General features: G+C 59.3%; 18 protein-coding genes. 16 read left to right on the forward strand and 2 right to left on the reverse strand.

Going from position 1 to position 17115, the window contains the following annotated elements; all coding sequences use genetic code 11:
- The first annotated feature begins 72 nt into the window (after positions 1 to 72).
- The 10 genes from M9Q49_RS02000 (at position 73) to M9Q49_RS02045 (ending at position 7983) form a co-directional block, all read left to right on the forward strand.
- Entirely contained in the window at positions 73 to 372 is a 300-nt protein-coding gene (locus M9Q49_RS02000; protein ID WP_254506972.1) for a hypothetical protein, read from the forward strand.
- A gap of 249 nt (positions 373 to 621) precedes the next feature.
- On the forward strand, positions 622 to 960 hold the full coding sequence (locus M9Q49_RS02005; RefSeq protein ID WP_254511807.1) for a P-II family nitrogen regulator: 339 nt from the start codon (positions 622 to 624) through the stop codon (positions 958 to 960).
- A gap of 51 nt (positions 961 to 1011) precedes the next feature.
- Positions 1012 to 1269, forward strand: a complete 258-nt coding sequence (locus tag M9Q49_RS02010) for a BON domain-containing protein (RefSeq protein ID WP_254506973.1) — start codon at positions 1012 to 1014, stop codon at positions 1267 to 1269.
- Between the two features lie 163 nt (positions 1270 to 1432).
- Positions 1433 to 1792, forward strand: a complete 360-nt coding sequence (locus M9Q49_RS02015) for a hypothetical protein (RefSeq protein ID WP_254506974.1) — start codon at positions 1433 to 1435, stop codon at positions 1790 to 1792.
- Between the two features lie 55 nt (positions 1793 to 1847).
- On the forward strand, positions 1848 to 2225 hold the full coding sequence (locus M9Q49_RS02020) for a VOC family protein (RefSeq protein ID WP_254506975.1): 378 nt from the start codon (positions 1848 to 1850) through the stop codon (positions 2223 to 2225).
- 246 nt (positions 2226 to 2471) lie between these two features.
- Positions 2472 to 3035 carry a TPR end-of-group domain-containing protein gene (locus M9Q49_RS02025; protein ID WP_254506976.1) on the forward strand — a complete coding sequence of 188 codons (564 nt, stop codon included), beginning with the start codon at positions 2472 to 2474 and terminating at the stop codon, positions 3033 to 3035.
- A gap of 348 nt (positions 3036 to 3383) precedes the next feature.
- Positions 3384 to 4400 carry a DUF1559 domain-containing protein gene (locus M9Q49_RS02030; RefSeq protein ID WP_254506977.1) on the forward strand — a complete coding sequence of 339 codons (1017 nt, stop codon included), beginning with the start codon at positions 3384 to 3386 and terminating at the stop codon, positions 4398 to 4400.
- Between the two features lie 76 nt (positions 4401 to 4476).
- Entirely contained in the window at positions 4477 to 4911 is a 435-nt protein-coding gene (locus M9Q49_RS02035) for a hypothetical protein (protein ID WP_254506978.1), read from the forward strand.
- 122 nt (positions 4912 to 5033) lie between these two features.
- Positions 5034 to 6872 carry a sigma 54-interacting transcriptional regulator gene (locus M9Q49_RS02040; protein WP_254506979.1) on the forward strand — a complete coding sequence of 613 codons (1839 nt, stop codon included), beginning with the start codon at positions 5034 to 5036 and terminating at the stop codon, positions 6870 to 6872.
- Between the two features lie 52 nt (positions 6873 to 6924).
- Entirely contained in the window at positions 6925 to 7983 is a 1059-nt protein-coding gene (locus tag M9Q49_RS02045; RefSeq protein WP_254506980.1) for a YheT family hydrolase, read from the forward strand.
- On the opposite strand, the gene M9Q49_RS02050 is transcribed toward M9Q49_RS02045, so the two are convergent.
- Entirely contained in the window at positions 7980 to 9569 is a 1590-nt protein-coding gene (locus M9Q49_RS02050; RefSeq protein WP_254506981.1) for an N-acyl-D-amino-acid deacylase family protein, read from the reverse strand. The two genes, M9Q49_RS02045 and M9Q49_RS02050, sit on opposite strands and share 4 nt — an antisense overlap.
- 83 nt (positions 9570 to 9652) lie before the next feature.
- Here M9Q49_RS02050 and M9Q49_RS02055 point away from each other — a divergent pair, with 83 nt between their 5' ends.
- Positions 9653 to 9877, forward strand: coding sequence for a glutaredoxin family protein (locus M9Q49_RS02055; RefSeq protein ID WP_254506982.1), 225 nt, complete (start codon positions 9653 to 9655; stop codon positions 9875 to 9877).
- A gap of 26 nt (positions 9878 to 9903) precedes the next feature.
- Positions 9904 to 10137 (forward strand): FeoB-associated Cys-rich membrane protein, encoded by a 234-nt coding sequence (locus M9Q49_RS02060; protein WP_254506983.1) that lies wholly within the window; start codon positions 9904 to 9906, stop codon positions 10135 to 10137.
- A 3-nt stretch (positions 10138 to 10140) separates the two neighbouring features.
- Here M9Q49_RS02060 and M9Q49_RS02065 read toward each other — a convergent pair whose 3' ends face one another.
- A complete protein-coding gene (locus M9Q49_RS02065) occupies positions 10141 to 11103 on the reverse strand; it encodes a DUF1559 family PulG-like putative transporter (RefSeq protein WP_254506984.1) in 963 nt (320 codons plus the stop codon).
- Between the two features lie 170 nt (positions 11104 to 11273).
- Between M9Q49_RS02065 and M9Q49_RS02070 the strand changes: the two genes are divergently transcribed.
- The 4 genes from M9Q49_RS02070 to M9Q49_RS02085 all read left to right on the forward strand — a co-directional run bounded on the left by M9Q49_RS02070 (position 11274) and on the right by M9Q49_RS02085 (position 17109).
- Positions 11274 to 14327 carry a [protein-PII] uridylyltransferase family protein gene (locus M9Q49_RS02070; RefSeq protein ID WP_254506985.1) on the forward strand — a complete coding sequence of 1018 codons (3054 nt, stop codon included), beginning with the start codon at positions 11274 to 11276 and terminating at the stop codon, positions 14325 to 14327.
- A gap of 97 nt (positions 14328 to 14424) precedes the next feature.
- Positions 14425 to 15366 (forward strand): 4-hydroxy-3-methylbut-2-enyl diphosphate reductase, encoded by a 942-nt coding sequence (ispH, locus tag M9Q49_RS02075; protein WP_254506986.1) that lies wholly within the window; start codon positions 14425 to 14427, stop codon positions 15364 to 15366.
- Positions 15367 to 15377: 11 nt separating this feature from the next.
- Complete coding sequence (locus tag M9Q49_RS02080; protein ID WP_254506987.1) at positions 15378 to 15758, forward strand: hypothetical protein; 381 nt, start codon at positions 15378 to 15380, stop codon at positions 15756 to 15758.
- A 124-nt stretch (positions 15759 to 15882) separates the two neighbouring features.
- Entirely contained in the window at positions 15883 to 17109 is a 1227-nt protein-coding gene (locus M9Q49_RS02085) for a hypothetical protein (RefSeq protein ID WP_254506988.1), read from the forward strand.
- Positions 17110 to 17115 lie beyond the last annotated feature (6 nt).

The raw sequence follows: 17115 nt of genomic DNA on the forward strand, positions 1-17115 counted from the left end.
GATTAAAATGAGGGCCCGGCAGCGATGGTTGCCGGGTCTTTGTTTTTTCTTGCTTACCACCTTCGGCAGGCCATGGAAGAAAATCCCTACGAATCGCCAGCCGAAATTGAGCTGCCCCCCGAGCACACAGCAGCGCCCCCACAGCAGCCACTGGCGGCGCGGATCAAGCGCGTGACGCAAGTGATCACGCTGACGTTTGCGGTCATCTTCTTCCTGATCCGGGCTGGCGTGATTCCGCCGCAACAGGTCATCGTTTTGCAGATTCTCTTCGGCGGCTCGATGCTCGGGCTCGTCGTGATTATGGCCTGCAACTATTTCGTCAAGCCGAAGCTATTTCAGCGGCCGACACCGCGACGGCTGCGGGTGAAGTAGCCCTGCCGCGCTGCTGAGCACTCTTTTGGCAACGGTTGCCCGGATTTGAGCAGATGTGCTGGCTAAGGTGCTGGCGAAGCTACGTCATAATTTTCATTCCTGCTTGCTGTCATTGAAGTTAGGTGCGGTTCTCCGCCGCAGGCCCTTGCGGTTGGCATTCCGATTGCTAGAACATGGGTCCGCGGTAGGCGGCCGGCGAATGTTTTCCCGGCAGATCACTTTCTTGCTTCGGGAGCTTTCGGTATGGCCATGGTTAAGATTGAGGCGATTGTTCGGCACCACCGGTTGGATGAAATCAAGAACGCCCTGGTGGCGGCAGGTTTTCACGGCCTGACGGTCACGGAAGTGCGCGGTTTCGGCCGACAAAAAGGTCAGAAAGAAACGTATCGCGGTGCCGAATATAAGATCGACTTCATTCCCAAGTTGAAGATCGAGCTGGTCGTTCCCACCGAGTCGAGCGAAAAAGCCATCAGCTCGATCATCAAGACTGCTCAAACCGGCCAGATCGGCGACGGCAAGATTTTTGTTTCGGAAATCAAGGAAGCCATCCGCATTCGCACCGGCGAAACCGGCGGCACGGCTCTTTAATATTCAGACCTCTAGCCCCTAGTTTTGCTTTCCGTAAGGATGCACCCCGTCATGGTTTCGACGTGCTCTGATTCCGTTCTGTCGACTGCCTCTTGCGATGCTGATCAGAGGCTGCAGACGCGGATTGTTACTCAGCTTTCGCAAAGCCATCACCAGGCTCTGCGTAAGTTGGCCGTCGAAGTTCGCGAGGGGCTCGTCACGCTCCGCGGCAATGTCCGCTGGTTCTACGAAAAGCAGGTCGCCATCCAGCACTGCCAGGCCGAAGGGGCCCGGCAGTTGATCGATGCGGTCGAAGTCGCTGCGGGTTAGACGCTAAGCACTGAGCCGCCGCGCGATTGCCGGCGGTTTTCCTGGCGGACGCACTTTCTTTTCGTGCGTCCGACCGATACTCTGCAACGCAGATGCTGTTGCATTGCAAGTCACGCCAGAGACTTGAACTTCTTCACCGTCCATCTCTGGTGGTCCTGCGCGCATGATCTCTCACAAGCAACTGGCCGCGGCTTGCGGCATCTTTGGCCTCGCCGTCATCGCTGGCGGCGTGATCCGCATTCTGATGGATGCCAATGGTCAGAACGGTCTCTACTTCGGCCTGGCCATGGGCAGCATCGCCCTGATGGCTGCCACCTTCGCCTTCATCGGGCAAATCTGGCCGGCGAGGATTGTCGCTGCGCTGGCGATCTTCGTGGTGGTTCTTTGGTTCGGCTACGACATGTACCGCGACCTGAAGAACAACTTCCGCATTGGTGAAGCCGAGATTCGAAAGTCGGTGGTCATTGCGCTTGGTGTTGCCCTGGCTGTGATCTTGGCGTTGCCGGTGAAGAAGGCAAATTAGACTCGGTAGCCGGACTGCCCTTTTCGCCAGCCGCTGGCCCAAGCACAATGCCAGCATGAAAATCATCGAACTCAATCACGTGGCGCTGCATGTCGCCGATCTGGAAAAGAGCTGCGCGTTCTATCGGGACGTGCTGCAGCTGCCGCCGATGGAGCGGCCGGCGTTTACTTTTCCCGGGGCTTGGTTTCGCTTGGGCGAGCGGCAGGAATTGCATTTGATCGGCGGGCGGCAGATTCAGCCACAGTCGCAGCGGCGGGGGAATCACTGGGCAATTCAGGTCGACGATCTCGATGCCTGGGAAGCCCACCTGACGAAGGCCGATTATCCGTTTTTTCCGCGCGTTCGACGGCCGGATGGGGCAGGCCAGGTCTTTTTGGTCGATCCCGATGGGCATTTTATCGAACTTTGTACCCCTCCTGGCGTGATTCCATAATTGGAAGAGAATGGCATGGCAGAGGACGACGGTAAGGTTTACGCTGCCGTCCTTAGTCTGCTTGATTTTTGGATTTTTTGAGATTCCTGCGAGAATTACCGGCCACAAAATTTGGGTTTTCCAAAGCGCCGGTTAGAATTGAGTAGTAGAGCGTTTTTTCCAATCGAACCTGCCGGTTATCACCGGCGTCCAGTCCAGGATTACCTGCACGAGGATCGCCCGGTTCAGTGGCTGAGAAGAATCGCCATGTCCGATCCCAATCGCATCCGACGCCAACAAATCCTTCGGGAAGCCGAAGGCTATTTGGATCTCATCACCGTCTTTGGTGGACGTTGGCCTTGTCGCCCCGATGTGCGCGATCAGGTTGCCAACCGAGTGCTGGCAACGCTCGATCGCATCGATAATCCGGGCGGCCTGCGGGGACACATTCTGTTCCTCCGCGGTCAGGCCCTGCGAACCATGGAACGCTACGCCGACGCGATCAAACCGCTCCGCGACGCAGCCGACCTCGAGCAGGGCAATTTCCATATCCGCTTGGCCCTCGGCTGGTGCTACAAGCGCGTCCGCCGTCTCGACCTCGCCATTCAAGCCTTGGAAGAAGCTCTCGAAGCCGACGCCGAGCAACCGATTCTGCACTACAACCTGGCTTGCTACTGGAGCCTGGCTGGCAACGCAAAAATCGCCTGCTCTTATCTATCGCAGGCCTTCGAATTGCAGCCCGACTACCGCGACCTAGTCGGCAGCGAACGGGACTTCGATCCGATTCGCAAGCACCCTTATTTTCAATCACTGACCAGCGTGATTGTCTAAGTTCTGCTTCGACTTTCATAACCCGTGGCGTCAGCCAGGGTTTCGGCAAGGGAAGGTATATCCCTCGCACTATGTGGACGCTCGATTGGCTCGTCTTCTTGTCTCAGAACTCAAAACTCAGAACCCAAAACTACTCCTCCAGCGTTCAGACAAAATCCCCGCAAAATCGACACGAAGATTGATCGTCTGTTCGCGTTCGTTTATAGTCCCTGCAATCTTGTCGCAGTTCTTTTCGATTACTTTTAGCCCCGGTCTGGTGCGGGACTCTCCACTTCCCCCTGCCGGAAGCGGTCATTCGTGAACGAAGTGACGGTACTGGCGCGAGCTCTGATTTTCAGGGGACATGCAATGCAACGGGTGCGAATCAAGCGGGCGTTTACGCTTGTGGAATTGCTGGTCGTAATTGCCATCATTGGCGTCTTGGTGGCGTTACTGCTTCCCGCCGTGCAAGCGGCGCGTGAAGCCGCGCGGCGAACCAGTTGCGCAAACAACATGCGGCAGATGGGGCTCGGGCTGCACAACCATCACGATACGTATTTGGTCTTTCCGCCGGGCGGAACGTACTACGGCAACTGCTGCACGCCGTCGACATACACCAACTGGGCGCTGGAACTGCTGCCGTTCGTCGAACAGCTGAATCTCTACACCAAGTACCGCCAGAACGAAGAGAATATTTCGACCAACAACATTACCGAAGTCGGCCAGAAGCGAGTGAAGGCCTACGAATGCGCATCGGACACGATGCTGGGTAAGTTGGAAGCACCCGATAGCGGCCCGAACCCTGCCGGGCAAAAGTGGATGCACTCCAGCTACCGCGCGGTGAGCGGCAAGCTCAACATGCAAGTCGGCCACGGCGCCTGGGATAGTTATGAGCCTGGTCTCTGGCCCGGCGGCGTGATGGATCATCAGTACAAGTCGTTCCTGCATTCGATCGGCGTCTCTTACAACGGCGCACCAGCCGGCACGACCAGCGCCGCGATGGGTGGTCCAGAACGAATGTCGAACTGCACCGACGGCACGAGCAATACGCTGATGGTCGGCGAATACACCACGCGCACCTTGACCGACCGCGGTACGTTCTGGGCTTACACTTACGCGTCCTACAACCAATCGTCGGTCGGCCCCGAAAGTCGCTTGTATGGAATGCCGTTCGGGCGGAGTTCGACAGACAAGGAAGGCTGCTGGGGCACTCCCGGTCAGTATGCCGAGCAACCCTGCAAACGGGCCTTCAACAGCGAACATACTCGCGGCAGCAACTGGACGCTCGGCGACGCTTCGGTGAAATTCGTCAGCGTCAATGTCGACATCAACCTGCTACAAAACATGGCCACGATGGCGGGCGGCGAAGCCCAGGTCCTGCCGTAGTTTTCACTCCCTCGCCTCGGTACTCCGGGGAGCGGAGTCGGAGTGAGGGGCTGAGCAGCAACAAGAGTTAACCACCATGAATCGTCTCGTCCTGTTCGTTCTCGTTGCTTTGATCACCGGCTGCGGCGGCCCCAAGTTTGTGCCGGTCTCCGGCATCATCAAGCTCAACGGCGAACCCTACGGCAAAGCGGTCATCACCTTTCAGCCGATCAGCACCGAGAGCGATCCCAATCCCGGCCGAGGCTCGAGCGCCTTGACCGATGCTAATGGCCGCTATTCGCTCGAAAGCGGTACGAACAAAGGCGCAATCATCGGCAAGCATCGCGTGCGCATTCAAACGGCTGGCGGCAATGTCGTAGGCCAGGATCCGACGCAGGTCGCCGAAGATGGCGCGCCTGCCGTGCGCAATGTCGATCCGATTCCACCCGAGTGGAATTCGAACAGCGCGAAAGAATTCGAAGTGCCACTCGCCGGCACCGACAAAGCCGACTTCGACATTGTCACGAAGTAGTCGGCGATTCGTTCGCCCTCGCTAACGCTACGGCCTCGCTGTTACTATATTGACTACAGTGGCTGGCGGTCTGCCGTCAGGCCGACTTTTCTTCCCGTAGTGGCATTGAGTGGCGGGTTTTTGTGGTTGGGAATTCCTATCTATTGATGATTACCGGCGCGCGGGCCGGTGCGCACATGGTGCTGACGCCCGATCGTCCCACGCGCATTGGTCGCGGGCTCGATTGCGACGTGGTCCTCTCCGATCCGCTGGCCTCGCGGGTCCACGCGATCATTGAACACGTCGAAGGCCTGTGGTGGATTCGCGACCTCACGAGCCGCAACGGCACTTACCTCAACGGTCAAAAGATCGACGAAGCCCGCCTGGCCCCCGACTGTCGCGTAAAAATCGGCACCACGGAATTCATCTACTGCGAGCAGCTTGATCCGCACAGCAGTTCGGCCCGGCAGGAGCACACTCAAACGGTCGTGCGCGATCGCGTCGTCACCGAAGTCATCCCCAACGATCTCGGCTTTTCGCTGCTGCAAGACAACGAGCGCAATCAAGACTTCCTCACGCTGCATCAGCTCAGCGTGCGATTGCTTGGCTGCAGCGATCCCGATGAAGTCATCCAAGTCTCGCTCGATCTGCTGTTGCACCGTACGCAAGCCTCAGTCGTCGGTTTCTTGTGGGTCAGCGACGACGGTCAACTCAAACCAAAGCTGGTGATTCCCGAAGATGCAGCCGGCAAAGTGCGACTGAGCGACAGTCTCACCGAAATGGTCTGCCGCCAGGGGAAAGCGGTTTGGATCGACAATCAGCCGTCGAGCGCCAGCACCGAAAGCCTGAAGAACTACGCCGATGCTCTGTGCATTCCGCTGGTGCATGACAAGAAGACGCTCGGCGCGATTCACATCTATCTCGATCAAGGCCGGTTCCGGCAGAGCGATTTTGAAGTGTCGCTGCTGCTGGCGAATATCCTCACCGTCGCTTTGGTTCGATCACGTCAGGAAGCGGTGCTCCGCGCCGACAATCGCCGGTTGAGCGACAAAGCCGCGATCTTCGATGAGTTGCTGGGCGACAGCAAACCGATGCTCGAGTTGAAGTCGCGCATCAGCCGCATCGCGCGTGCGACCGGCTGCGTGCTTGTTCGCGGCGAAAGTGGTGCTGGCAAGGAACTGGTCGCGCGGGCCATTCATCGAGCTAGCACTCGGTCTGATCGGCCGATGCTCAGCGTCAACTGCGCTGCCATTCCGCGCGACCTGATGGAGAGCCAACTCTTCGGCCATAAGAAGGGCTCGTTCACTGGCGCTGAGAGCGATCACGTCGGTTGGTTTCAGCAAGCTCACACCGGCACTCTATTTCTCGATGAGGTCGGCGAGCTGACGCTTGAGGGCCAAGCCAAACTGCTGCGCATTCTCGAAGGTCATCCCTTCTTGCCCGTCGGCTCGACCAAAGAGGTCAATGTCGACGTGCGAGTGATAGCAGCTACCAATCGCGACCTGCGCGAATTTGTGCGCGATCATAAATTTCGCGAAGACCTTTATTACCGCCTGAGTGTCTTCGAACTTTACATACCGCCGCTCCGCGATCGCGGTGCTGACATCGACATGCTAGCGGAATTCTTTCTCAATCACTTCCGCAAGCAACATGGTCGGCCCAATTTGTTGATAGCACCCGACACGCGCGAACGCTTGCTCAGCTATCAGTGGCCTGGCAATGTGCGGCAGCTGCGCAATGTGCTCGACTCTGCCGTGGTAATGTGCGAAGGAAATACGATCCTTCCCGACGATCTCGGATTGCGGGATGTTGGTGGCGGCAAAGAACTTGAGTCATTACGCCTTGATTTCTGGGAACGAAAGCTGATACAAGAGGCGCTGAATCGGACGGATGGCAATGTTCCTGAAGCGGCGAAACTTTTGGGATTAGGGCGAGCTACGTTGTACCGGAAAATCGAGGAATATGGGATAGTTCGCCGATAAGGTTATTACCGCCCGATCTTCCTGCCTCTCGTTGACCACGGAAAAGTTGAAAATGGATGTTCACTTTCCTTCCTTCCGACCCCATCCTTGGGTTCGCGGTGGACATTTACAGACGATCCTCGGCTGCTATTTCTTTCATCAGACGATTACGTACACCGCGACTCAGCATCGCGTGACGCTCGATGATGGTGACGCAATCGTCGTGCACGACGATCGTCCGCAGAAATGGCAACCGAATGATCCCGTCGCCTTGCTCGTGCATGGCCTCGGTGGTTCGCATCAATCGGGTTACATGCAGCGCTGCGCAAAGAAACTCAACGCGCACGGCGTGCGCGTGTTTCGCATGGACCTTCGCGGCTGCGGCGCCGGCATCGGTCTGGCCCGACAACTCTGCCATGCGGGACGCAGCGACGATGTCGCGGCGGTACTCAACGACATCAACGTTCGCTGCCTGAATTCGCCGACGGCGGTCATCGGGTTTTCGATGGGGGCCAACATGGTCCTCAAGCTGGCGGGCGAATGGGCAGATCAAGCTCCGGACAATGTGGTGGGCGTGATGGCGGTCGCGCCCCCGGTCGATCTCGGCGTCACCTGCCTGAATGTGCAAAAAGTGCTGCGCGGCATGTACGATCGCTCTTTCGTAACCGGACTGCGCCGCTACATTGCCAACCGCGAACGCAACACGCCCGACTGCACACCCGTACCACTTCCCGCAAGTCTCCGCGGCATTCGTGATTTCGACGCGTGTGTCACGGCGCCGCTGTCGGGCTTTGCCGATGCGGATGATTACTACTCGCAAGCGAGCTCGGGGCCGTATCTTCGCAAAATTCGCATTCCTACGCTGATTGTCGCGGCCAAAGATGACCCGATCGTGCCGATCGACTGTTTGCAGCAATCGCAGATCTCGGACGCGGTGAAACTGATTATCGCCGACGGCGGTGGGCACTTGGGATACGTCGCTGCTCGCAGCAAAGATCCTGACTGTCGTTGGCTTGATTGGCGCGTCGTCGATTGGACGCTGGCCCACATGCCTGGACCGCTGGTCGCCGCCAACTGGCGGTTGACGCGGCCGAATTTGAACACGCTGCCGGGTGTGCAACACTCGGTTTAGGGCTGATAGCGCAGGAATTTTCCGGGCGCGCTGCCGTTGAATTCAATCGGTGCAGCGTTTTTCACAATCACCTGGCCGTTCACCAGTACGTGTTCGATGCCGGCGCAGATTTGCTGCGGCTGCTCGTACGTCGCGTGATCGGCGACGGTCACTGCATCGAAGACCACCAAGTCTGCCCAAGCTCCTTCTCGAATTACGCCGCGATCGCGCAAGCCAAAACGCGCAGCCGGCACGCCGCTGAGCTTCTGCACGGCAGATTCAAGCGAGAAAAGTCGCTGCTCGCGAACGCAACTCCCCAGCAGTCTCCCCGTCGAACCATACACGCGCGGATGCACGACGCTATTTTTTACAGCGTGTACGCTGCTGCTGTCGGGAAACCAAATACCGTCGCTTCCCATCATGTACAGATCGTGCGCGAGAAGCGGCTGAACCAGTGAATCGTCGCCGGCGTTGATGACCAGCAGCATGGCCAGGTTTTCTTCGATCAGCAAGTGATAGAGGGCTTCTTCGGCGGGTCGATTCATTTCGGCGATGTAGTCGGAAAGCAACTTGCCGTGATGAATCGAGTTGTTGCCGCTGCTGGTCCACGCGATGTGAAACTTGTCGAGCGACACGCCGAGATTCGCCAGACCGACGCGAAAGCGCGCGAGCAATTCATCGCGCCCCATGTTTGCCACGACCTGCAGCGGCCCCTCGCGCCAGGCTTCGTACGGCAGCAGGTAATTGAGCATCGTGCTGCTGCGCTGGTAGGGATAGACGTCGAATGACAAATCGACTTCTCGGCGAGCTCGCTCGAGAAACTCCAGCACCTGATCGACTTCCTGCGGCGTGGTTCCCTTGAGGTGCGAAATGTGAACCTTCACGCCGGCCCGCTTGCCGATCTCCACCGCTTCGTCGAGAGCAACAAACAAGCCGGCTTTGTAGCGAATGTGCGTGACGTATAAACCGTCGAACCGCGCGATCGCCCGGCAAGCATCGACCAACTCGTCCGTCGTCGCCGCGCATTGCGTCAGGTAATCGAGCCCCGTCGACAGCCCCACGCCGCCTTGCTCCATTCCCATTTCAATCTCACGGCGAATGTTTCGCCGTTGGTAATCATCGAGAGGCCGATGACCAAAGCCGGCGTGCAGCGTCCGGCAGTTGGCGTAGGGGACGTGCGTCGCTACGTTTTGCGCCGTGTGTCCGTCCAGCAGCGCGCAATATTCGCCGATGCTCTCCCAGTCGCGATATTCCTGCAGCCGCAAACCATTCAGGGCTCGCAGATAAAAAATCCACTGCCGCCAGGTGTGGCGATCGACCGGCGCATAAGAAATGCCGTCGGCCATCAACACTTCGGTGGTGAAGCCTTGGCTGGTCTTCGGCCAGAAATTTGTCTGCGAGAGGAGCCAGCCGTCGCTGTGATTGTGAACGTCAACAAAGCCCGGCGCGACAATCCGCCCCGTCGCATCGATTCGCGCCGCCGCGGCAACGCTCGACAATTCGCCAACGGCAGCAATTCGCCCATCCAGCAATCCGACGTCGCCGCGGATGCGCGGCGCTCCGGTGCCATCGATGATTTCGCCGCCATGAATGATCGTGTCGAACAACGTAAATCTCCGCTAGTTTCGCTCGGCCCTGCTCCGGGCACTTCGGCTGCCTATAATAACGGTGCTGGAGGAGCATTTTCACCATGACCGAACATCAAGTCACGATTTACACCCGGGCCGGTTGCCATCTGTGCGACGACGCGCGGGAACTGCTCGAGCGCTACGGCTTGTCGCCTGAGCTCGTCGATATCGACGCCGATCCCGCCCTGCGCGAGCGCTACACCACCTGCGTGCCGGTGGTCCTCATCGACGGCAAGGAACGATTCCGCGGCAAAGTGAACGAAGTGCTGCTGCGGCGGCTGCTCTAAGCGGGCCCACGGAATAGAATAAGAACATGCTTTCGTCGTTGCTGATTCAAAACCTGATTGTCGGTGCCATCGTGCTCGTCGCGACCGTGCTGCTGTTGATTCGCGCCAGCAAATATCTGCGCCCCGCGAAGAGCAACGCTGGCTGCGCGTCGGGTTGTGGCGGCTGCGCCAGTCAGACAAAGATGCAGACGAATCTGCCGGCAAATCTATCGAGCCAGCCTAAGTTGCTTCAACTGGGCCAGACTTCTCGGCGCGAGTAACGCTTAGGGCCAGTTGGTCAGGGCTACGCCATCGATCGGGTTACACGCCGCGGCCCAAACGGCGGAATCGATGCTCGACGAAATCGTTTTTACACTGCCGTCGCTCATGCACACGCCAATGCCACCAGGATGAGGCGTTTGGGGCAGGATCGGGTCGCAGTTGTTGTACCAGTGGGGCGATTGCTGGAACTTGGCACAGGCCGGATAAGCCGCGCCCGACGTGAGCACCACCGGATCCTTGGCCACGTTGCCGATGCAAAAGATTGGCTGCCAGGTTTGATTGGAATCGCTCCATAGGTTGCCATTGGTCGCCGCGCCGTTCGGATCGCCACCATTGCCGCACGTGCCATAACGCTCGGTAAAGACCACCGTGTTCGACAGCCCATCGGTCAGCTCGGAACTCTTGGCGACCCCTTCGCGGCAATCGGCATTCGTCGATCCATCGGGATTGCCGACGACGTAATAGTTGCCCGCATAGTTGCCGATGGCCCAGCCATTCGCGCCGCCGTGCGTGGTCGCTCCCATGCCGCGCGGCGAACTCGTTTCGCTCGGACATTGATGAGCCTTCAACGGCGTTTGATACACCAGCTTGCCGCCGACACTGGTGCCGACGTTGAGCATTGACGCTTCGTACAGCGGCCGTTGTTCGATATACGGCAGCAGCCAATTGAAGAGCGTAAATCCGACGGCGGGCTTGAATTTGTCCTGCACCGTATGCACAGCGCCACTCGCGCTCGAAATCAGCGCCGGATACTGCTGGTAAGAATCCTCGAAGTTATGCAACGACAAGCCGTGCTGCTTGATGTTGTTCTGGCACTGCGACCGCCGAGCTGCTTCGCGAGCCGCCTGCACCGCGGGCAGAAGGAGCGCGACCAGCACACCGATGATCGCAATCACCACCAACAATTCGACCAGCGTAAACGCCGGGCTGCGAGAGTGCCGCCGCGGCTGTACGAACGAAAACATGACAGACTCTCCCACAGACAAGAGAAATAGGAAGGAGAGGACGCTGTAAGATAATCTCGCCGCCACGGCCGTGGCAAGAGAAACTCGCGTTTCGTCGGCTGAAGTGAAGAGCTGAATTCCGGCCGTGCCTGACGGCTACACTTGCCACCATCTCGCACTAAAATGCGAGGATGGAAATTCGTACTTTGGTTTCGCTCCTCGATCAATCCAGTGACGTGGCGGAAACGCTCCAGGCCTGGCGGGTGAGCGATCCGGCCGCGGCCAGGCACGCGCTGCTCGACCTCGCCGATGGGGGCGTGCCGCTCGATCTGCTCGCCACACTCTGCTCACAGCTCGATACTCTGCTGCCGGAAACGCCCGATCCGCTCACCGTGCTCGAGGGAGTGCGGCAGTTCATTCTGGCTTCGCGCAGCCCGCTGTCGTTTGCAGCGCTCGTCGAGCGCGATGCCACCACGCTGCCGATGCTGGTGCGAGTCCTCGCTTGGGGCGGCGTTTGGCGGGAAACGATTCTCCGCGATCCGGAAGCATTCGATCTATTGCGCTTGACCGAAGGCCAGCCGGTGGAACGAGCGACACTCGTCGCCGACGTTACCGCCGAAGCGACACACCTGCTCGACGAACGCTCGCAGATCTCGGCACTCCGCCGTATCAAACGTCGCGAGCAACTGCGCATCTTTTACGGCGAACGAGTCGGCAAACACAAGCCTGAGCTCGTCTGGCAGCAACTCACCTACCTGGCCGAAGCTCTCTTGGCCGGTGGACTCGCAGCTGCGCAGCAAAAATTGCAAGCGAGCAAAACGGCGACCGGTTCGCCGCGACGCGTCGTGCCGCTGGGGGCGGTTTCGCTCCTCGCGTTCGGTCGCTGCGGCGCGGGAGAACAAGATTACGGCGAGCGATTGCAACTGCTCCTTCTGCACGAAACGCTCCCCGCCGACGATGCTCAGCGCCGCGCAGCTGCTGATCAATACGAACGCCTCGCTCGGCAGCTCTTTCGGTTGCTCACGGAAAACACCGATCTGGGGATCGCCTACAAAGTCGAGCTGCAGTCGATTCCCAATCGCGAGACATCCCCGACAGTGATTGCCGCCAATGAAGCGGCAGCTCTCTTCGACGAATTCGGCCGAACCTGGCATCGGCAGAGTTTTACGCAGGCGCGCTGCGTCGCCGGCGATCGGCCATTGGCAGATTCGTTTCTGCAACAACTTCAACCGTGGGTCTTTCGCCGCCTGCTGTCGCGCGCCGATGAAGCAGGGCTGCGAGCACTCAAGCGGCGAATCGTTCGCCGGGCCGAATTGGCCGCGGCTTCGGCAGAGAAGCACGATATTGAAATCGGCCCCGGCGGTTTGTTTGACTTCGAACAAACCATTCAGTTTCTGCGCCTGCTCAGCGGCGGCGATCAGCCGCGCGTGCGACTTCCCGGCACGCTCGACGCCATCGCGGGTCTCGAGCAAGAAGGCTCGATCAGCGTACAAGAGCGCACGGCGCTCGAGGATGCCTACCTCGCTCTGCGCAAAGAATTGCATGCAGCGCAAACTTCGGCCAGCGACAGTGCCGCTGCGCGGAGCACGGGGCCATCTCCCGTGACTTACGAACTGCTTCGCGGTTTGCTGCAGGCGGCGTTTCCCGACGAAACCGATCCGCCGCCGGAAGTCGATTTGCTCCAGGCGCCGCATCCCACGGCAGCCGAGGCAGCGCAAATTCTCTCGCCCTATCGATTTCAGGACTGTGCGACGGCACTGCGGCATCTCAACGATCTGGCCAGCGAACGCACGGCCTTTTTGTCGACGCGGCGATGTCGTTATTACCTGTCGTCGATCATCGGCCGATTGCTTACTGCCATCGCCGCTACGCCGCAGCCCGATGTGACGCTGGCCAACCTCAGCCGCGTGAGCGATTCGCTCGGCTGCAAAGGCGTGCTGTGGGAATTGTTCCATTCGCATCAGCCGTCGCTCGAGCTTTACGTGCGCGTGTGCGGCTGCAGTCCCTATCTGTCGGACCTGATGATCACGAATCCAGGCATGCTCGATGAGCTGCTCGATTCGCTGCAATTGCGCCGACACCCGGAACTCGCCGAGCTGCAGCGGACTTGGCAGGAACTGCAGCGCGGAGGCGGACCAGCGTTGCCGAAGTTGCTCGCGCTCAAGGCTTCGCGCCATTTGCAGATCGGCGTGCGCGATGTGCTGCAGCGCGAACCGATCGAAGCCACGCATCGCGCTTTGAGTGATGTTGCCGAAGTTGCGCTCGCTGTCGTCGCCCGGCAGGAGTTCGATCGCCTGGTCGAAAAGCACGGCAGGCCGATGATCGAAGAAGGCCCGTTCGCGGGAGAGCAGTGCGGCTTTGTGATTCTCGGCCTCGGCAAACTCGGCGGACAAGAGCCGAACTATCACAGCGATCTGCAAATCGCCTTTGTCTATGAAGCCGAAGGCTCCACACAAGGCGTCGAACGAGCGAAACGCGTGCAGCCGACGACGAACGGCCATTTCTTTACGCAACTCGCCCAGCGCGTGTTGAAAGAAGTTTCGCAGTCCACCCCGCAAGGACGATTGCATCCGCTCGAAGCGGGCCTGCGACCGCTGGGGACGGCTGGGCCGCTGGCAAATTCGCTCGCCGATCTGGCCGCTCACTTTCAGTCGGGCGAAGCGCCGCTCGCTCACTGGCTATCGCTCCTCAAGGCCCGCGCGATCTTCGGCCCCGCGCCGTCGCAAGCCACCGCGATGAATGCGGTCCGGCAATGGCTCACCGCACGACCTTGGCAGCAAGCCGACGCCCGGCAGCTGTATCACGATCGCCTGCAACTCGATCAAGGCGCGGCGGCGTTCAATGTGAAGCGCGGCGTCGGCGGCACGCTCGATATCGAAACGGTCGTGCAACGTTTGCAACTGGAACACGCCCATCGGCATCCTCGCATTCTCGTACCAGGAACGCTCGCCGCGATCCAAGCCTTGGAAGAAGCCGGCATATTCTCGCAGACCGAAGCCGCTCGCTGGTCGGAATCGTATCGCCTGCTGCGACGCATCGAAGGTGGAATTCGGCTGCTGAATACGCGCGACCGGCACGTGTTGCCGGGCGATGGTGTTGATCTGCAGCGACTCGCGCTGCTGCTCGATTATCCTTCGCCAGACGACCTCCTGACCGCGTGCAAGCAAACGATGACCAGCAACCGCGAGCGTTTCCACGCCGCCTTTGCCGATGCCCTGCAGTGGCTCGAAGAACAGAATCAGTGATCGCTAGCCGTCCGTTTGCGGTTATGAAACCGGCAGCGAGTTGTTACGATAAAAGCTGACTCAACCCCAGTTCCTAGCCCCCAGCCCCCGTTCCCCCATGCGAATCATCCTGGCTGCTCCCCGCGGTTTTTGTGCGGGGGTGAATATGGCGATCGAAAGCCTCGACCTGGCGATTCAGGCCTTCGGCACGCCAATCTACGTCTATCATGAGATCGTCCACAATAAATACGTGGTCGAAACCTTTCGCGATAAAGGGGCCATCTTCGTCGACCACCTGGAAGAAGTTCCTCCCGGCGCGACGTTGCTCTTTTCCGCGCACGGCGTCTCGCCCGCCATTCGCAATCTGGCCAAGGAGCGGAAGCTGCGGGCCATCGATGCCACCTGCCCGCTGGTCACCAAGGTCCACCTCGAAGCCATCCGCTTCGCTCGCGACGGCTACACAATTTTCCTCATCGGCCATGAGGGGCACGACGAAGTGATCGGCACGATGGGCGAAGCTCCCGCGGCGATCCAGCTCGTCGAGACCGAAGAAGACATCGCCGCGCTCAGCTATCCGCCCGATGCCAAGCTGGCCTTCCTCACGCAAACGACTCTCTCCGTCGACGATGCCAATCGCATCATTCGCTGCTTGAAGGAACGATTCCCTCAAATCATCGGCCCGCCGAAAGAAGACATCTGCTACGCCACCACCAATCGTCAAGAAGCGGTTCGCACGCTCGCCGTTGAAGCCGATCTGGTGCTTGTGCTCGGCAGCCAGAACAGCTCGAACAGCCAACGCCTCCGCGAGCTCGCCACCGAGCACGGCGTGCAAGCGTATTTGATCGATGGCCAGGCCGATGTCGATGACAAATGGTTCGAAGGGGTCGAGACCGTCGTGATGACCGCCGGCGCGAGCGCGCCGGAATCGGTTGTGCAGGAATGTGTCGAATATCTCCGCGAGCATTTTCACGCAACGGTCGAGGTCCGCACGCTGCGGCTCGAAGATATTCACTTTCCGCTGCCGCGCGAGTTGCGCGGGCTGCAGATCAGCCAGAGCTAAGGAAGCGGGAGATGGGAAGCGGTTTGTTTCGTGGCCTGACGGCTGCGCTCTGTGTTTCCCTGCCGGCGGTAATTTGCTGGGGGCTCCTCAGTATCGCTGGATCGCCAACTCACGAGCAGGAATCGGCGGTCCGCACTCCTAACCCGGCCAAGTTTGTCGATCCCGATCCGGTCAGCAACGGCCTGATGTGTATGAACCCGCGCCTGGTTTGGCCGGCGCAACTCTGGAAACCGATTTTCGTGGTCGGCTGCGTCGCTTGGACGCTTGCCGCGCTATTCTTCCGCGGCAGATGGGCCCGCATAAATTGGCTCGCGGGCAGCAGCCTATTCTTCGGCCTCGCCCTCGCCTGGCCATGGCTTCTCGGCTTACTTACACCACTCATCTTTCCCTAACCCCCAGTTCCCAGCCACCAATCCCCGCCCGCGGCGCCGTTTTGTAAAAACTTCCCTTTTCACTCAAGCCCAGCGGCTGCTACAACCCCGACCCTTCTCAACTCACTCGGTCGAGGGTCGAAACATGCCAGGTCTGGCTCTGCGCGTTCGCATATTCACGCTGGTAGTTGTCTGTCTGCTCCTCGCCACGGCAGCTTCGGCAGCGCCCCCTTGGGCTCAGTTGATTCCCTTCCGCAGCGGCGGCGGCGCGCCGGTGCGCACCGCTTCGGCGACGATCACGCGCGATGCCGATTTCAGCCTGACCGAACAGCACGGTCCCTGGATGATCATGTGCGCTACGTTCGTCGACAAGTTTGAAGCCGACGGCCAAACCACGACTGGCGAAGCGCAAGCCGAAGCGCTCGTTCGTGAACTCCGTTCGAAGCATCGCCTGCAAGCTTACATCTTTCGTCAGCGTTTTGATTTCACCCAGAAGGAAGCGGGCCTCGGCCTGAATCGTTTTGGTGGCGACAAGAAAATGAAAGCCCTGCGGCCGCGCGAGTTCGACGAAATCGCCGTCATGGTCGGCGACTTCCAAACAGTCAACGATCCAGCGCTCGAGAACACTCTCAAGGCGATCAAGAAGCTGCAACCGAAATGCATGACCAAGGACCCCACGCAGGCCGACTCCAAGCCGACCCAGCACTTCGCCACCTGGTTCAGCGAACAATATCGCACGCTCTCGCACAAGAATGATCCGAAGTACCAGCAGCGCGGCCCACTCGGCCGGGCCTTCGTCACGAAGAACCCGCTGCTGCCCGACGAACTGTTCGTCGCCAAGGGACTCGATCCGCTGGTGATCGACATGAACAAGAACCTGCCGAACAGCCTGCTGCGGAATCAAAAGAAGTACACCGTGAAAGTCGCCACCTTCCGCGGCGTCGACACGATGAAGCCCAAAGAATTCGACAAGCTCACCAGCGAAAGCAAACACGGCTCGAAGATCGACGAAGCCGCTGAAAAAGCCAACAAGCTGTGCGCCGCGCTCCGCAAGCAAGGTGTCGAAGCCTACGAGTTTCACGACATTTCGGAAAGCATCGTCACGATCGGTTCGTTCGACTCGGTCGGTGAAGAGCGGGCCGACGGCAAGACGGAAATCAATCGCGCTGTGCTCGCCATCATGGAAAAATACAAAGCCGAGCTCATCAACGCCGCCCAACTCGGCGGCCAACAAGGGATGATGCTGAAGTCGATCCCCGGCTGCAAGTACAACAACAAGGACATCAACTTCGATGCCCAACCGGTGCCCGTCGAAGTTCCTCGCCAATCGCTGGCCGCGAATTACAATTCGACCAACAGCCCACTGCGATAGTTTTCG

The organism is Anatilimnocola floriformis (assembly GCF_024256385.1).
Lineage (GTDB): Bacteria > Planctomycetota > Planctomycetia > Pirellulales > Pirellulaceae > Anatilimnocola > Anatilimnocola floriformis.